We start from the raw sequence: 16,535 nt of genomic DNA, 5'->3' as shown, positions 1-16,535 counted from the left end.
CCGCAATTTTTTTTGATGTTAATACTAGTTGTGCGTAATAATGAATGAAATCTAAAGAAGAAAAAGAATACGAAGAAAGAGTCAAGAGGAGAGTTCTGATTCTTAGAGATAAGCTCAAAGAGGGCAAAATTCATATTGCAGAACATTTAAGAGAAAAAGTTGAGGCAAGCTTGCTAAAAGCTAGGTTTGATAAAAACGGAGAACCAGATTTAGATACGATTGATGGATTTGTTCGCTCTATGGCGCTTATGGCGGAAAATATGGACCATCGAGAAAAGATGAAAAGCGCCATTTCATTACGCCAAATTCAAGAAGGCTATTTCAATAGGATTGAGGGTAACTTTAATCATTTCTATCAAATGATGATAGAAGCAAATGCTAGTCCGCATCAACTTGCTCAAGTAATTGCTTATGGGAAACACGACATAGATTACTTGAATGAACCAATTGAATCTTTACTTAAAGACCTTGAAGAATTTTGGGAACTGACAGCCGAATCAGGCTACATACATTTAGAAGACGACAATGATTCAATTAAAGCAGTTTTTGGAGGAGATTTATTTCCTGCAAATAATGAGAATATTGCCTCAAAATGTGGAATCTATACAGATACAATAATACTTCCTTGTCCTTTTATTAGGTCAAGGCATATGTTTAAAATATGGGATAAAAATCAAAGAGTTTATTTCCTATTAAAACACGCTTTAAACATTCTACAATACAAAGAACTTGCACTCGCAGAATTTGAAAACCCAATTGTAGCAATTCTTCCGGACAAAGAAATGATGGATGAATTTGCTTTCGAAGAAATTCAAAAACTTGGAGAAAAAGATGCTTTATATCACGCAAAAAAGATTTTTGGTAGAGAGTTCCAAAGTATTGATGAGCTTCTTGAATTTGGCAAAGAATTAGATACTGTAGAAAAAGTTTCCAAAGAAATCAAAGACCCAAAACGTGTTCTCTTTGACACTGAATTTAAAGAACCCCTTGAAATTCAGATAAAAAATCAAACTGAAGGAGAATCAATGAGAGCAATGCAGACAAACAATCCTGGAATCATAGTTTCTATGATGGGTTTGGGTAGAATGAGTGTTTGCAACGAATTACTTGCAAAAGCAACAAAAGTTGGAGGTTTCCCACTTATTGACGCACCGACTTCTTGGGAATATTTCAAATGGAAACTGGAATATGACTCTGAAAGAACTTATCCTGATAAGGATTATCAAAAAATGCACATTGTAAAAGGTTTAAACGGTCTGGACAATACAAAACTTCAATGGATTGGTAAAATACCACCAACTGGATTAATAGAATTAAGAAAAGCTGGGGCAATTAATGAAATTCGAGAAATTCTATCGAAAGGAATAGACGAATTGGTTATGGCTAATGAACTTGATTTTACGAGTACATCACACAAAGTTTTTAATAACTTGAATTTCGCTTTTAATCAACATCAAGAAAACATAAAAAAACTCGTCAGCAAAAAATGGAAAATCGCTGGAAAAGACTTTGGCTCGTGGTTGGTAATGGGTTCAGTTGAAATAGCTTCTGCTTGCTTAGGTACACCATTATATGGACTTTCAACAGTCGCCTTGAATCAAATAATGGACGCACCAAAAATTAAGGATTTACCTAAAACCGTGGAAAAAATGAAGGAAACGGACAGAGAAAGACAGAATTTGAAAAAGTCACCTCTGGGACTGATGTTTATCTATAAAAAATAAATTACTACGCACAATCGAGTAGGCGGCCGTGAGCGTTAAGCCCCGGTTGCCGCACGATTATATCATTTTATAGTAAGCTAAAATAACCTCTGCGCGATACAATCGCGCAGGAGCAACGAAAAAAACTAATCTCACGTTAACACGCTGCCTGTCCCAATGAATATAGGGAATTGTATCGCGTGGTAAACAGTTAGAATAACCTTCAAGTAATTACTAATTTATAGGGCTAAGATCATTAAATGGAAAGTCAACCTGAAATACATCTTGCAGATTTAAACCAGCTACATTCTGAAAAGTTCGTGCTGGAAGTTTATTTCGTTCAAGCTCTTATTTTTTCGTGTCAAAAAAGAGTTCTAAAAATAACACAGCAATCTAGTGGTCAACGATTTATCAATAAAAATTTATTTATTGTAAACATTGGTCCAGCGTTTTTCTCTTACCATTCGGACAGTGAATTATCACTATTTACGCATTGCCTGTCTGAAAAAAGACAATCTATTGCACTGAATAGTTTCATTGAGTTGACAATTGGAGATAAAATTGCCAATCCAAAATGGGTTAAACAAAAAATCAAAAATAAAACGACTGGGATATCTATTCCTTACAACAAAGACTTAAAGGCAACTCCTTCGTATTCTAAATACTTTAATTTTATTCCGCTTTATAAAACAGATACGGTTCTAAAAGACCGAAATGCCAGGTTAGAAGATATTTTTATCACAGCTGAGCTAAAAAACGAGATTGAATTATTTGATAGCATTTATGAACAAGTAAAGATTTATATCACCGACAAGAGGAATAATTCAAATAGATGGCATTGGGGTAAAGCAAATGCTTCCGGCGCAACGTAGTTAGCTTTCATCAGTTACCGCACGATTATATTATACATAAGAAGCTTGAATAAACTCAGCGCGATACAATCGCGCAGGAGCGGCAGGTGATGTATCCTTTTCAATATTCTGATGCAGAATTGGTGTATATTTACATCAAACTTGATATTATGGCACGTCAAAGTATTTCCTTTACAAAACCCAATGATGACTGGTTAAAAGAACAGGTTGACTCACAGGAATACACCAGTAAAAGTGAATTGATCAATGACCTTGTTAGGCAAGCCCGCAAACAGCAAGCTGAGATAGACTGGATACGAACAAAACTCGATGAAGCCGAACGCAGTGGTTTTACAACCGACAGTAAACAAGATATATTAGCTCAGGCTAAGTCTTCTGATTAAGATGAATTACAGGCTTAGTAATACGGCTAAAGAAGATTTAATTCGCATTTACAGATACGGCGTTTATAAATTCGGCAGTACACAGGCTGAACAGTATTATAACCGCTTCTTTGAATATTTTGATCGCATTAGTGAAAATCCATATGCTTTTGAAGCGGTAGATCGTATTAAAAAAGGATACAGACGTTGTGTTTGCGGAGTAGATACCATATACTATAGAATCAATACTGATACTGTTGAGATCATGACCATTATAGGTCGGCAGGATATGAAGAATATACTTTGAAAGAACTTTTAAATAACTAAGACTGTGATTTAATAACTAGTTTGAGTATGTTTACGCACATACAATCACATATTTCCGAATATCAATTATGGAAAAAACAATGCTTAAAACCTACCTATCTATTTTAATTTTAATTATAGTATGCTGTTCCGGTTGCGAAAATAAGACTACCGTCAACTTCCAAATTAAAAACGACACCACTTTTCAGATTGATTCCTTAAGTATTGAACCCAATCAAAATCCGGATAAAGTAACTGGTCTTAAACCCAATCAAAATCTGGATTACCAAATCGATATGAGCCATGTCCCAAAAACAGATGGGTCATACTTCCTTTCATTCAGGATCAATGATGAGCAACATCTCAAAAGATTTGGATATTACATCAATGGATGGCCCATTTCAGACCTTTATGAACTTACTATTAAGGCCGATACCATTCTAATTAAGGAAATACCTTAGTAGGGATTCTGCCACTAATTTTTAAGTTCAAAAAAATTTAGATCACTAATAATCGGGAAAAATGAACAGGTTTACCGGTTATCATCCCTCGCCCCGATACTTTGGGTCGTAATCAATCATCCACTCGATCCCATATTTATCCCGAAACATTCCAAAATGAGAACCCCAGAAGCTTTCAGCAAAAGGAACTTCTACCTCGCCTGCTTCAGACAGACCCTTAAATAACTTTTCGGCCTCCTCAAGAGTTTCGGCACTAATCGAAATTTTACTTCGGTTTTCCCGATGATTTAAAGGCCCCAGTCCGGGATGAATATCACTGGCCATCAGGATATCACTTTTACCTATGGGTAATGCGATGTGCATGATGCGGTTGCCATCTGCATCATCTATGGGAAAATCAGGATTTGCAGGCACGTCTTTAAAGCGCATCAGCATGGCAAAGTCTCCTCCAAAAATAGATTTATAAAATACAAAGGCTTCCTCGGCATTGCCGTCAAAATGAATGTATGGGTTGATTGATGCCATTTCAGTTCTTGCTTTTGGTTAATTAAATATCAAGGCTTTACGCTATTCTAAAGATAACAAGCTTTTACAACAGATTTTTAATTTCCTGAAAGAGAATCTTACAACCATTCAAAAAACAATTCTGGAGTCAGCATAGCCCCTATATCAGGTCTGTCCCTAAAATAAATGTGTGTTGAACACTTTACCCCTCTAGTTTACCCCAAATACCCCCTGAATAAAAGCCGCCATTTTAAGAAACTTGTATACCAAACAAACTAAAAGCTCAACCATTGCTTTTTTACGATATCGATTTCGCTAACAACTATAACCTATGAAACAACATTACCTTTTCCTATTAGTCATAATTACGCTTAGTCTGACCAACCTTCGTGCTCAGGTCCCTGCATTCCCGGTGCAGAGCAGTCTCAATGAAAATCTGCGTACACAAGCAGTATTTGACAGCTCCAAAGATACCGTGAAGCTCCACACGCAAAATGCTTCTCATTTCAGTCTTGAATTTCCGGCACAGATTGACGCGGCGACAGGCAGAGGCCTTGATGTATTTTACAAAAACAAATTGGGAAGGGGTTTTAGAACCAGTCTTTCTAAAACTGAATTAAACCTAACGACAGACCTGAATGCTCCACAAAATCTCAGCCTTTCGGTAGATAATGCTCAGAAGCAAACTTATCGTTATATAGTAGACGGTGATGACCTTCACATTTATCTGGACGGATATTATTTAACTTCTCAAAAATTAGAGCAGATTTCGGGTTCTGATAGTGCAAACCCTGTGACTTACGGCCCTGATAATCTTTTGGGTGCCTGGGCCGGAACACCCGGTAACAACTCGGGCAAACCCACAGACTACGGATGGAGCAACAATCAAATCACTTCGATTTTCAATACCGCAAACGCCGGCTCTGGTGTAAGGTATATGGATTTATCTTCGGGACATGTTCTGGACAGCGACGGTTCAACCTTTAACGGACGCCTGATGTATATCCGCTGGGATGGTAATGATTACAGTACCTCAACCTACAGCTATCCCATAGATCTTAAGGTAGGAGCTTCTTACGAGTTTTCATGGTTATATGAGCTTGTCGCTAATACGTCCCCCGGTGCCAAATTGCAGGTAGCTATCTCTTCAGACCAGGCAGGAACAAACCGACTCTTCTCAGAAAGCTATACTACTGCTGCTAATTTTAGACTTAGAGAGGGTAAGCTCGCCTTTACTGCACCCGCTAGTGGCAAACACTATCTGACCATTACCGGCGACTGGGGGCTGTACGGTATTGGGCAACTCCAACTCAAGTCAAGCGACCTGATTAACAAATGGGATGGTCTGGCCATTGATCAGAAAGGCAGTCCTGACCAATATGGCTGGGCAAGTACCGATGCCGGTGTAAACTGGGCTACAGCAAACAGCACAGCTGGAGTTCGCTATCTTGATGTTACATCAGGGCACCTTCTCGAAGAAGACGACGGTAATTTTGAAGGGCGTATTTTAGCCCTCAACTGGGAAAATGTTTCCGGTACGCGCAAGTTTTCCTTTCCTATAGACTTGCAGGCTGATCAAACCTATGAATTTTCAGCTCTTGCGGAAGGCCTCAACGGAACCACAAGCGATTTGACCTGGAGTATTGCCGGCAATCCAGACGGGAGCTCTGTTTTAAAAACAACCTCCTTTCCGGTTTCAGACCGCCTAAAAACCCAGGCGCTTACCTTTACACCTTCGGCAGACGGTACCTTTTTTCTAATTGTTGAGGCAGCGTCAGGAAGCTTTGGACTTGCCAATCTTTCAGTATTGAAAAAAGAAACTGAAGAGCTCATCATCGGAAGAAATCATAATGAAGGGACACTCAATGCAACTTTAGATTACATCAGCTTTGAGGCAGACACCTTCGCTCCCACTCCGGTCTCTGCTCCTTCAACGGTAGAGCAAACAATCACTAGTCAAAACCTAAGCTCCATAAGTTATGCTAAAACCAACTTAAATCTCACAGGTAATACCCGGTTGCACCTCAGTAACCCGGTAAATCCCCTCATCAATGCGCGGCTTAATATCAGTGATGATGCTGTTGTGTATTTTGACAAGCTTCGCCCTTCGGAAGTTATAGCTTCGGTTTTACAATTTATACGTGTAGACGGGGCCAACGCTGTTGAAGGTACAAATGTTTCGGTAAGCGCATCAGGTGCAGGCAGCCGGTTGACAACGTATGCTTCAGATTACAGTCCGCTTACCGTCTACACCGAAGAAAATTATGGCGGACAGTCTCAAACCTTCGTGACTGTGACTCCACATAACAATCTGGGCGATCTGGATAATAAAATTAAGTCTCTCAAGCTGAAGAAAGGCTTTATGGCTACTCTGGCTTCTAATGCAAACGGTACAGGCTACAGCCGGGTTTTTATTGCGGAAGACGAAGATCTCGAAATTCCGGTTTTACAACCGTACTTGTATGGGACCGTTTCTTTTATACGCACAATGAAATGGCACGAAGTAAGCAAAAAAGGTCTTGCCGGTGGAGGTGATGCCGAACAGGCCGCACTTGATATCACCTGGTATTACAACTGGAATACGGGCTTAAACAGCTCTCCAAATATTGAATACGTTCCTATTCGTCAAACACGCTGGTGGCCAGACCTGGGGCCGGCGAATACTAAAGAAGGCTATACGCATCTTCTGGGTTATAACGAACCGGATCGTCCCGATCAGGCTAATTTAGATGTACAGGGAGCAATTGACGGCTGGCCGGGATTACTTCAGTCTGGTCTCAGACTGGGTTCTCCCGCAACCTCAGATCCTTTTAATCCCTGGCTGGGTGATTTTATGCAACAGGCCGAAGCCCGAAATTACCGGGTAGATTATATGGCCATACACTGCTATTGGTACAAATCTCCGAGCCAGTGGGCAAGCGATCTACAAAACATCTACAACCGATATAAAAGACCCTTATGGATTACCGAATGGAATATAGGAGCAAACTGGACAGGTAATAATTTTCCGGATGGCCCTCAGGTTTTGACTGACGCCAACGCCCAAAAACACAAAAATGACCTCATCGCAATTCTAGATCTGCTTGACAATACCGATTATGTAGAACGCTATTCCATTTACAATTGGGTAGAAGATGCACGGGCTATGTTTGTGACCATTGACGACGCTTTCAGATCACGAAATCCAAATCACACAAATTACGAATGGTTAAAAACCGCTCCTGTTGTGGCCAGCTGGGAAGGCGATAGCGGTACCATCAAAGTGGTATTAACCCCTGCCGGACAATACTATGCAGCTAATGCTTCAGAAAAAGCCTTTAAAACGGCATATGAATACACAACCACCTGGAAACCCCTTGCTCCGGTTTTAGAATATGAGGTTGCAGATGATTACAAGTCCATTGATTTGAAATGGACCGGCAACAATTTTGATTTGATTTCTAAATACGTTGTAGAACGTAAATTAGAAGGAGAATCAAACTTTTCGGCATTTTTTGAGACCGAAGATTTTACTGTGCTTACTAAAGAAGACGGTATACAGGAGAAGGCAGATTACCGCATACGCGCTATTGGTAAAGATGGTACGGCATCACCCTGGTCAAATGTCGTTCAATTTGTAAAAGAAGAATTACCACAAGCTCCAACAGGCTTTACCGGTGAAGCACTATCTCCGTTTCGCATTGCTTTAAACTGGGAAGCTCCTGCAAATGCAAGTTCGTATGTTTTACAGCGTGCAGCCATCGCAAACGGAACCTATACGGATATTGCCAGCAATTTTTCAGAACTGACGTTTATTGATGAAAATCTTACTGCCTCAACCACCTATTACTATCGTGTAGCAGCTTTAAATACTGCAGGTACAGGTACTTTTACAGAAACACTGGCCGTTACAACACCGGCAGTAAGCATTCCTGATGCTGTAAACGGTGTTCGTATAGGCGCAGCAGATGCCCAGGTCAGTCTATTTTGGGATGCCCGTTACGATGAAAGTTATTACATCAAACGTGCCGATGCGGCTGATGGTAATTTTGAAACCCTAGCCACGGTTACCGGCACACCGTATGTGGATCAAAATCTCACGAATGGCACATCCTATTTTTTTAAAATAGTTCCGTTTACTGCTGCCGGTGAACAGGAAAACAACGAGATCTTTGAAGCTAAACCGCAAGACGGCAGACACCTCTATTTCAATTTTGAGGGTGAAGGCGATAAAGTTCTTGATGTCTGGAATATGAAAGACGCCCTGGCGATGACCACTTTTACCCGTGAAACCGGTGCTAAGCAAAATGCCATACATCTTACAGGCGGCGGTTACATTCAGTTACCTGAAGGGGTTGTAAGTGCACTGACTGATTTTACGGTATCCACCTGGATAAAGCTGGATCAGCTTTCAAACTGGAATCGTGTTTTCGATTTTGGTACGGGCACAGACAACTGGATGGCGCTTGAGGCCGCTAACGGAAGTGGAAAATTTCAGTACGAAATTGAACATGACGGCACCCGAAACCGGGTGAGTACCGATCTCACGCTCTCCCTAAATGAATGGATGCACGTGGCAATTGTACAGGCCGGAAATACCGCGACCCTGTACGTCAACGGAAATGCTGCTGGAAGTGCTGAAGTAACCTTAAAACCTGCTGATCTTGGGAATACAACAGCAAATTATCTGGGGAAATCACAATACCCGGACCCGCTGTCCCAAATAAGCTATGACGAGTTTAAAATTTTCAATTACGGATTACCTAAAGAAGAAATTGAAAAACTGGCCGACACAGAGCGACTGGGAACTGAGAAAAATTCCTCATCAGATAAAGGTATTCAGCTTTTTAGTGCTAACAGTACACTTTACTGCAATTATTCAGGTGACGCAAGCGCTTCTTACCGTTTGTATACCATAACAGGGCAATTGCTGGGTAATGGCAATCTGGCAAATGGCGTGACAAATACATTGGGGCAATTCAGCTCAGGGATTTATATTGTGCAGGTTGCTACAAACACAAAAACCGAATCTATAAAAGTTATTGTAGATTAAGAACGGCATCTCAACACCTTTCTAATTTCCTTAAAACAACAAGCGACCCTTTCGGGTCGCTTGCTTTTTAATTCCGGTAAAAATTGCTGATTAACCCAATACCTTCTCCTGCTGATCGAGGATCATATAGGGCTGGCGGTAATAGCGTTTTCCGGTTGCTTTGTACATCGCGTTGGCAAAGGCACCGGCTACCGGTGGTAAACCGGGCTCACCAAGACCGGTGGGTGCAATACCGTTTTCTACAAAAAAGACTTCGATCTCTGCCGGTGCCTCGTTGTTTTTGATGAGTCGGTAGCGGTTAAAGTTTTGCTGCATGGCTTTACCTTTTTCAAAAGTAAGCTGGCTGTACAGCGCGTGACCTAGACCGTCTACGATTCCGCCTTCAATCTGGTTGAGCGCACCTTCTTTATTGACCACGATTCCGCAGTCAACAGCGGCCCAAACCTTTTTGATCACGGGATTGCCATCTTCATCTTTAACCAAATCAATTACCTGAGCCACGTAGGAGTTGTGGCAGTAATACGCCGAAACACCACGGTAAACACCGTCGAGTTCTGCTCCCCAATTGCTTTTTTCTTTTACCAGTTTGAGCACGCCGGCGTAACGCTCGGGATCGTAATCGTTGCGCTCCCCTACCGGATTGCTGATCGCCTTATCAAAAAGCTCCAGTCTGAAATCTATAGGATCTTTACCTGCTGCTTCAGCAACCTCGTCCAAAAAGGATTGCTCGGCTCCCGCGGTAAAATTAGACCGCGGCGCACGCCAGGCTCCGGTGGAAATCGCAGTTTCCACTCCAAAATTTTCTGCTTTATAATTACTTACGGTTCCTGCAGGATAGCGGTTTTCAAAAATAGGGCTCTCAGGGATTCCCGAGCCGCGTACTTCAAAACCTATCAAATTCTTATCAGCATCAAGCGCTGCACGGTACTTCAACATATACGAAGGGCGATAGGTTCCCTGAGTCATATCGTCTTCGCGGCTGTAAACCAGTTTTACCGGTTTGCCTATTTTCTGCGAAATCGCTGCCGCTTCAAGTCCGAAATTTCCATACAAACGGCGGCCAAAACCACCACCCATACGTGTCATATCGACAGTGATATTTTCTTCCGGAATATTCAACAGTGCCGAAGCTGATTTACGCAAAGATTCCGGAGTTTGAATAGGCCCAACCAGCTCAGCTTTATCTGCCTGTACATCGGCAAAAAAGTTCATCGGCTCCATCGTATTATGAGCTAAAAACGAACCGTAATAACTGGCCTCAACAATTTTATCTGCTTTTGCAAAAGCATCATCAGGATCGCCATCCTTACGCTTCACTTCTCCATTTCCGCTGCTGAAGACTTGTTCCATCTTCTCCTGGTGAGTGGCAGTATCTTCAAGCTCCTCAACAGTCTCCCAGCTTACCTCAACGGCTTTTTTAGCCTGCATCACCTGCCAGGTGCTGTCACCTACCACGACTACGAGCTCATTAAACGCATTGACATCAGACCACTGGGGTTTCTCCAGCGTGGTATTGATGGTAAATACATCGTGAATTCCCGGCATCGCCTTGGCAGCCGTGGCATCAAAAGATTTAAGCTTCTGACCGAAAGCCGGCGGATGTATCGGCATTGCGATAAGCGCATCATCACGCATATAGTCAAGACCAAAAAGCGGCTTACCTGTCGCAATGCCCATACCATCTACATTTTTAACCGCAGTCCCTATCAGTTTAAAGTCGGCAGGATCTTTTAGTTTTACTTCTTCCGGTACCGGAATCATCACAGCATCCTGAATGAGATCGGGATAGGCCACAAACTGATTGGTAGGCAGGTGTTTTACCTGACCGTCTTCCGTGATTAAATCTTCAATAGGGATATCCCATTTTTTAGCCGCTGCGGCTAAAAACAGATGTCTTGCCGAAGCTCCTGCCATACGCAGACCATCCCAGCTGCGGCGTATAGACTGACTACCACCGGCAATTTGGCCCTGATATTTATCGGTATTTAAAGGCGCTTGCTCTACGTGTACCTGATCCCAGGCGACATCAAGCTCTTCGGCCACAATAAGCGGCATCGAGGTTTTTACGTTCTGACCAATTTCCGGATTTGGTGAAAAAATAGTCACCGTCCCGTCTGTATTGACGCGTATGTATGCGTTGAGATCAAAAGCTTCTTCTGCAGGATTTGTATCCTGAGCCATACCGCGCAGCCAACTGAACTGCAACATCAGGCCGGCACCTCCCGCCGCCGAAACCTTTAGAAATGATCTGCGATTGTATTTGGTTTTAATAAATGCCATAGTCCTTATTGTTTTTGTGCTGCCAGAGCGATTGCTTTGTTTATTCGTGTGTACGTACCGCAGCGGCAGAGGTTTCCGCTCATAGCGGTCTTGATCTCATCCTCGTTGGGATTGGGATTGCTTTTCAGCAAAGCCGCGGCGCTCATAATCTGTCCCGCCTGGCAGTAGCCACACTGGGGCACATCGACCTCCAGCCAGGCCTGTTGCACAGGATGGTCTGCATTTTCAGATAGACCTTCAATCGTGGTGAGTTGCATAGAGCCGCCCGCAACCGCACTTACAGGAAGCGAACACGAGCGTACCGCGCTTCCGTTTACGTGGATGGTACAGGCTCCGCACTGGCCAATTCCGCAGCCGTATTTGGTTCCTACCAGTTTTAAGTGATCGCGCAGCACCCAGAGAATGGGCGTGTCTGCAGCAACATCAACCTGATGTTCCTGATTGTTAATTGTTAAGGTGTACTGTGGCATAATACGCTGTTTTTACTAGGGTTTAAGGTTAACACCAGAATACCATAACTTTCCGAAGAAGAAGGTTTGCACGAATTCTTAAGCCGAAAAGGCCAGGAATTGAGGTGGTTTTCATAGCGCTGCCCTAAGATACGTAATCCTGTGACGTTTTTAAAGCAGAAAATTTTAAAGACTTAATTTTGCGCCGATTAGCGCGAAAGAACATGCAGGAGTCCGTCGAGAATTTCGTCCTCATCATCCAGCAGGTGATCGCGTATTTTGAGATCGGGGATCACGCCTTCTTCGGCATCACTCCCATTTACCCGAAGGCTTTTCCCTTTTGAAAGCTGAACCACAATACCCGTCTGAGGCAGTTTAACATAAAACACGGAAGCATATAAGGAAGGATAGTCGCCGGTCTCCTCGCCTACCAAAGTTGCCCAACCGTAGTCCTGAAGCTGACTGGCAGTAACGGCTGCCTGAGAATGCGATTGGCGGTTGATCAGCGCATAGACGGTGCCCGTAAAACGTTGTTCTTCGGGTTTGGGCTCGTAAGGCTCAAAGGCATAATCGTAAATTTCACCATCAGCGTGCGTGAGGGCTTCCTTCCAAAACGCAGCGGTGGTGTCGCGCTCGCTGCGTACGTGTTCTTTCAGGGCTTTACTGGTTTTAAGACTGAAGGCCGAATTCCACCGAAAAGGCCGGTCTGCAATATAACTGAGCAGGTAATCGCTCTGGCTGTCATTTCCGCCGGAATTGTTGCGCAAATCAAGAATCAGGGTGTCGGTTTTGGTGTTGCGTATTTCGGTAAAGGCTGAATCAACAAAGGCTTTAAATTGTTCCTCATCCCCGCTGAAGCTTCCCAATTTCATATAGGCTTTGTTTTGTATAAAGCGGAAATCCTGAACGCCGTCGAGTGTTTCATTGCGCAGGCTTTCATAACCGGATATGCCTGCCACCGCGGGCACTTCAACTAAGACCGACTTCCCATCCTGAAGCGCTTCGACCTGAAAAGAAGGGACAGCGCCAAACACCTGCCAGTAAATTCTGGGAAAGGAGAAGAGTTCAATCTTCGCGTTTTTAAGATACTCCCGCTCACCGGCCACATAGGGATGCAGTTTCGCCAATACTTCAGGCATAGGCATCCCATTTATGCTGAGAATTTCAGTGCCGGGTCGGAGTGCTTCAGTTGCAGACCAGTTTTTACGCACAAAGGTTTTATCGTCCTCAAAAGTAAGTTCTAGCGGAAAAACCGTTCCACCACCGCTTACATATTCGATATACGACTGCGCAGGAAACGGAATGGAGGTATGACCCATTTTGACCACATCGACCATCCGCTGAAACAGGTTGGTCGTTTTCAAAAAATTCAGGGAATCGGTTTTAATTTCAGGTCTTAAACCATCGTAAACCGAATCAAATTCGGCTTTTGCAGTATAGGCGTACGCATTGTAATTGGCATTTATGAGCAAGTCTTTGAGCTCCTCTAAATCTTCGGCGACCTGTTGCTTTGAAAAGCGGGATTGTGCGTTTGCCGAAATCAGAAACGAAGACACTAAAATGAAAAATAGAAGTTTACGCATAGCTGAACCTTGGATGTATTCGGCTAAAAATAGCATTTATTAGCGAATAGAATCGCCTTTAAAAATCTGAAACTCCAGCAGGCTTGATGTTGAAAATGATTCCAGATTGGCATTGGGCTCCTTTTTAAGATGCCGGTCAAAAAAGGTGGTGACCAGATCGCTTACGATGTGGATGCCTTTTTCGGCATCAATACTACCCGTACCTGCCAAAGCTTTAACAGGAACCATAAACGGAATGTCCATAAAATTGGGATGCCCGGAATTCAGCAATTTGGCCTGGTAAAAATAGTCGGTGCTTTTCTTGTGATAGATGTGTGCGTTCAGGTCTTCGTGCTCCGCAGGCCAGTCTGCCGAAACGTACAAAAACGGCTTTTGAAACAGAGTATCTATTTTGGTCCCCCATTGAATGCCGTCGAGATTGGCTCCAGCCTTAATGCGGGTATCTGACAGGTTAAGCCTGCCCGCCGCTCCCCCACCCACGGAATGCCCAAAAGCACCTATCTGATTGAGATTCATCCTGTCTTTTAGAAATCCGCTCCTATTCCATTGCGGTAAACGATCTAAAACCTCCTGCATATCCTGCACCCAGCGCTCCTGGATATCGCCTTCAAAATAGTCCTGCACGGCATCGCGTACAATCTTTTGGCGCTGCTCAAAGGAGATCGAATCGTGAAAAGCCTGCTGAATGGGTGTAATGGTTTCCATCTGATTTGCGGCAATTTGCTGCTGCCAGGCATAATCAAAATAGACCTCGCTCCCATCCGGAAAGGTAGTCCCCAGGCTTTCATAGGTGTGATTCATATTGATGACGATATAGCCCTGGCTGGCGATTTCACTCAGTAAAGCATAATACCCGGTGGCCTTGGAGCCGTAGCCGTGCGAAAAAATCAAAACCGGGAAGCGTCCTTCGGCAAATGGAGCTTCTGGATGCACGTAGGTTTTGACATAATCCAGATAATTGAGCGCCGAAGCAGGCAGACCGTATTTTAACGCAAAAGCATCGCGACCGGCACCCGGGACATAGGTTTCAGTTGGCGTATCATCTGCCATCGCAGGATACCAGACTTTGAGCATGAGTTGGCGTTTATCTTCCTTATTTTCCGTGATCGGTTCCGGTCTGTTAGTTTCCAGATGTATATTTTTTGAGCCTACGGCGAAAGGTCCACGGGGCTCAGGCAATTTAAAAACCGGCAAAACCAGTGGTAAAACCCAGGCCGGGACAAGCAGTAACAGATATCCCAAACCTCTGAATACGCTAAGGGCTGAAAATTGAAACGGATTTTCAGCATTTGCAAACCGTATGCGTAAGGCTAAAATCACGGCAAGCAGATAGGCCGGAAGCAATTGCCAGCGATAGCCTTCAACGACCAACTGGAGGATTATCAGAACAGCGAGTCCGCCTATTAAATAATAAGAACTGAATTTACGGGCGAAGAATTTCCAGCAAAACGGTAAAATGGTGAGCGATACCAGCAGCAAAATTTCAAATAGACGCATAGAACTTTTTTAAAGGTTTTAATACTTTACAAAAGTATCAGGTAGACCTTAGCGATGCCATGTAGAATCCCCTGCTAATGCGGTTGTTTGTCGCGGGCAAAGGTGTTTTGGCGGATTCAGGTTTCAGGTTTCAGATTAGTTTCCATTTAAAATTGAAATTAATTCGAAAATCTAACAAGTCTTTGACAATAAGATTGTTATAATTAATCAAATAAATGTATTAAGAACATTTGCCTTATATTTAAATCATTGTAATGCCATTTTTGACTGCAAACCATTCAACCCATATTCTATTATGACCTTCACTAAAAACTCCCTTTCAAACCCTAAAAGTCTATTGAACATCGTATTACTACTTGGCTTTAGCCTTTTGGTTTCTAATGCTTCAACAGCTCAAAGCCTTTTGATTAAAGGTCAAACCACCGGTTTATCAGACAGCACAAAGGTGAGCATCAAAAATATGGACGACAACAGCCCCGTGCTTACGGCTTATACCTCTGAAAATACGTTTTCGTTTCAAGTGAACCCGGCAGAAGAAGCTGACAAATATTTGCTAAGGATAAGCGGAATGGAAAGCAACTGGTACAGGTTCTTCTTTGTCGAAGACACCGATATTACGATCGATGCTCGGGACCAAAAATATCTGGAAAATGTTCCTATCACAGGAGGTGAAATGCAGGGCCAGCAAACTGATTTTATGGCCTGGATCGCTCCAAAAAAACATCTGCACGACAGCTATAAAGCTGAATATAGCGAAACCAAAGATCCGAATTTAAAGCAAAAATACGGATCGCTTTATTGGGAGCTCAGAACGGAAGACAAAGTGGGATTCATTAAAGAGCATCCCGATTCCAAATATGCGGCTTACCTCATAGAAGAATTAAGTATGAACCTGTCTAATAAGGAAGCCCAAGATTTATATGATGGGCTCTCTCCCGTGGTGAAAAACTCAAAGTATGGAAAACGTGTTGCCCGATACCTCAACCTTTCTCAGGATATGATACCTGGAGCTATGGCCAAAAATTTTGAGCTTAACAATCTGAAAGGAGAATTAGTAGAGTTTGACTCGTTCAAAGGTAACTATGTTTATCTCGATTTTTGGGCTTCATGGTGTGGTCCCTGTAGAAAACAACATCCCGGATTGCTCGAACTTTATGAGCGTTACAATCAAAAAGGCTTCGAAATTGTAAGTATTTCACTAGACTTTGATGAAACTAAATGGCGTAAAGCGGTTGAACAGGACAAACTGATATGGACCAATCTGGTTGAGCCAGAAGGAACTCAAGGTGACGTATCTCTAATGTACAAAGTACAAGCAATACCCACAAGTTATCTTATAGACCCAGAAGGGAAAATAGTGGCGAGTTATTTTAATGGGAGGCATGATCTGGATGAACGTCTAGCCACCTATTTTCCAGAAAATTAAATTTTTTTTCCAATTAGTAAGAATTTAAACCTGTATAACTAAAACCCTTGAAAAATTTGA

General features: G+C 42.8%; 12 protein-coding genes. 7 read left to right on the top strand and 5 right to left on the bottom strand.

Annotated elements, in window-relative coordinates; genetic code table 11:
* The first annotated feature begins 44 nt into the window (after nt 1-44).
* From CJ305_RS10780 to CJ305_RS10760, 5 genes are all read left to right on the top strand, one after another.
* Nucleotides 45-1,724, top strand: coding sequence for a hypothetical protein (locus CJ305_RS10780; RefSeq protein WP_099646287.1), 1,680 nt, complete (start codon nt 45-47; stop codon nt 1,722-1,724).
* A 239-nt stretch (nt 1,725-1,963) separates the two neighbouring features.
* On the top strand, nt 1,964-2,575 hold the full coding sequence (locus CJ305_RS10775; protein WP_099646286.1) for a hypothetical protein: 612 nt from the start codon (nt 1,964-1,966) through the stop codon (nt 2,573-2,575).
* Nucleotides 2,576-2,724: 149 nt separating this feature from the next.
* On the top strand, nt 2,725-2,958 hold the full coding sequence (locus CJ305_RS10770; protein ID WP_099646462.1) for a ribbon-helix-helix domain-containing protein: 234 nt from the start codon (nt 2,725-2,727) through the stop codon (nt 2,956-2,958).
* A 1-nt stretch (nt 2,959) separates the two neighbouring features.
* Nucleotides 2,960-3,244 carry a type II toxin-antitoxin system RelE/ParE family toxin gene (locus CJ305_RS10765; protein ID WP_099646285.1) on the top strand — a complete coding sequence of 95 codons (285 nt, stop codon included), beginning with the start codon at nt 2,960-2,962 and terminating at the stop codon, nt 3,242-3,244.
* An 88-nt stretch (nt 3,245-3,332) separates the two neighbouring features.
* A complete protein-coding gene (locus tag CJ305_RS10760) occupies nt 3,333-3,704 on the top strand; it encodes a hypothetical protein (RefSeq protein WP_143469375.1) in 372 nt (123 codons plus the stop codon).
* A gap of 81 nt (nt 3,705-3,785) precedes the next feature.
* Here CJ305_RS10760 and CJ305_RS10755 read toward each other — a convergent pair whose 3' ends face one another.
* The gene (locus CJ305_RS10755; RefSeq protein ID WP_099646283.1) at nt 3,786-4,229 is read right to left on the bottom strand and encodes a VOC family protein; all 444 of its coding nucleotides are present in this window, start codon (nt 4,227-4,229) and stop codon (nt 3,786-3,788) included.
* Between the two features lie 310 nt (nt 4,230-4,539).
* On the opposite strand from CJ305_RS10755, the gene CJ305_RS10750 reads away from it, so the two are divergent.
* Nucleotides 4,540-9,240, top strand: coding sequence for a glycosyl hydrolase (locus tag CJ305_RS10750; RefSeq protein WP_099646282.1), 4,701 nt, complete (start codon nt 4,540-4,542; stop codon nt 9,238-9,240).
* 90 nt (nt 9,241-9,330) lie between these two features.
* Here CJ305_RS10750 and CJ305_RS10745 read toward each other — a convergent pair whose 3' ends face one another.
* The 4 genes from CJ305_RS10745 to CJ305_RS10730 all read right to left on the bottom strand — a co-directional run bounded on the left by CJ305_RS10745 (nt 9,331) and on the right by CJ305_RS10730 (nt 15,049).
* Nucleotides 9,331-11,520, bottom strand: a complete 2,190-nt coding sequence (locus CJ305_RS10745) for a molybdopterin cofactor-binding domain-containing protein (protein WP_099646281.1) — start codon at nt 11,518-11,520, stop codon at nt 9,331-9,333.
* A 5-nt stretch (nt 11,521-11,525) separates the two neighbouring features.
* Nucleotides 11,526-11,990, bottom strand: a complete 465-nt coding sequence (locus CJ305_RS10740; RefSeq protein WP_099646280.1) for a (2Fe-2S)-binding protein — start codon at nt 11,988-11,990, stop codon at nt 11,526-11,528.
* A gap of 188 nt (nt 11,991-12,178) precedes the next feature.
* Nucleotides 12,179-13,552: a S41 family peptidase gene (locus tag CJ305_RS10735; protein WP_099646461.1), complete on the bottom strand. Its 1,374-nt coding sequence runs from the start codon at nt 13,550-13,552 to the stop codon at nt 12,179-12,181.
* A gap of 39 nt (nt 13,553-13,591) precedes the next feature.
* Nucleotides 13,592-15,049 (bottom strand): alpha/beta hydrolase family protein, encoded by a 1,458-nt coding sequence (locus CJ305_RS10730; RefSeq protein ID WP_099646279.1) that lies wholly within the window; start codon nt 15,047-15,049, stop codon nt 13,592-13,594.
* 295 nt (nt 15,050-15,344) lie between these two features.
* Between CJ305_RS10730 and CJ305_RS10725 the strand changes: the two genes are divergently transcribed.
* Nucleotides 15,345-16,475, top strand: coding sequence for a TlpA family protein disulfide reductase (locus CJ305_RS10725; protein ID WP_099646278.1), 1,131 nt, complete (start codon nt 15,345-15,347; stop codon nt 16,473-16,475).
* Nucleotides 16,476-16,535: the final 60 nt, after the last annotated feature.

The organism is Leeuwenhoekiella nanhaiensis, from assembly GCF_002744755.1.
Taxonomy (GTDB): Bacteria; Bacteroidota; Bacteroidia; order Flavobacteriales; family Flavobacteriaceae; genus Leeuwenhoekiella; species Leeuwenhoekiella nanhaiensis.
The sequence above is the reverse complement of the archived record's forward strand: the minus strand, read 5'-3'. Positions and strand labels throughout refer to the sequence as shown.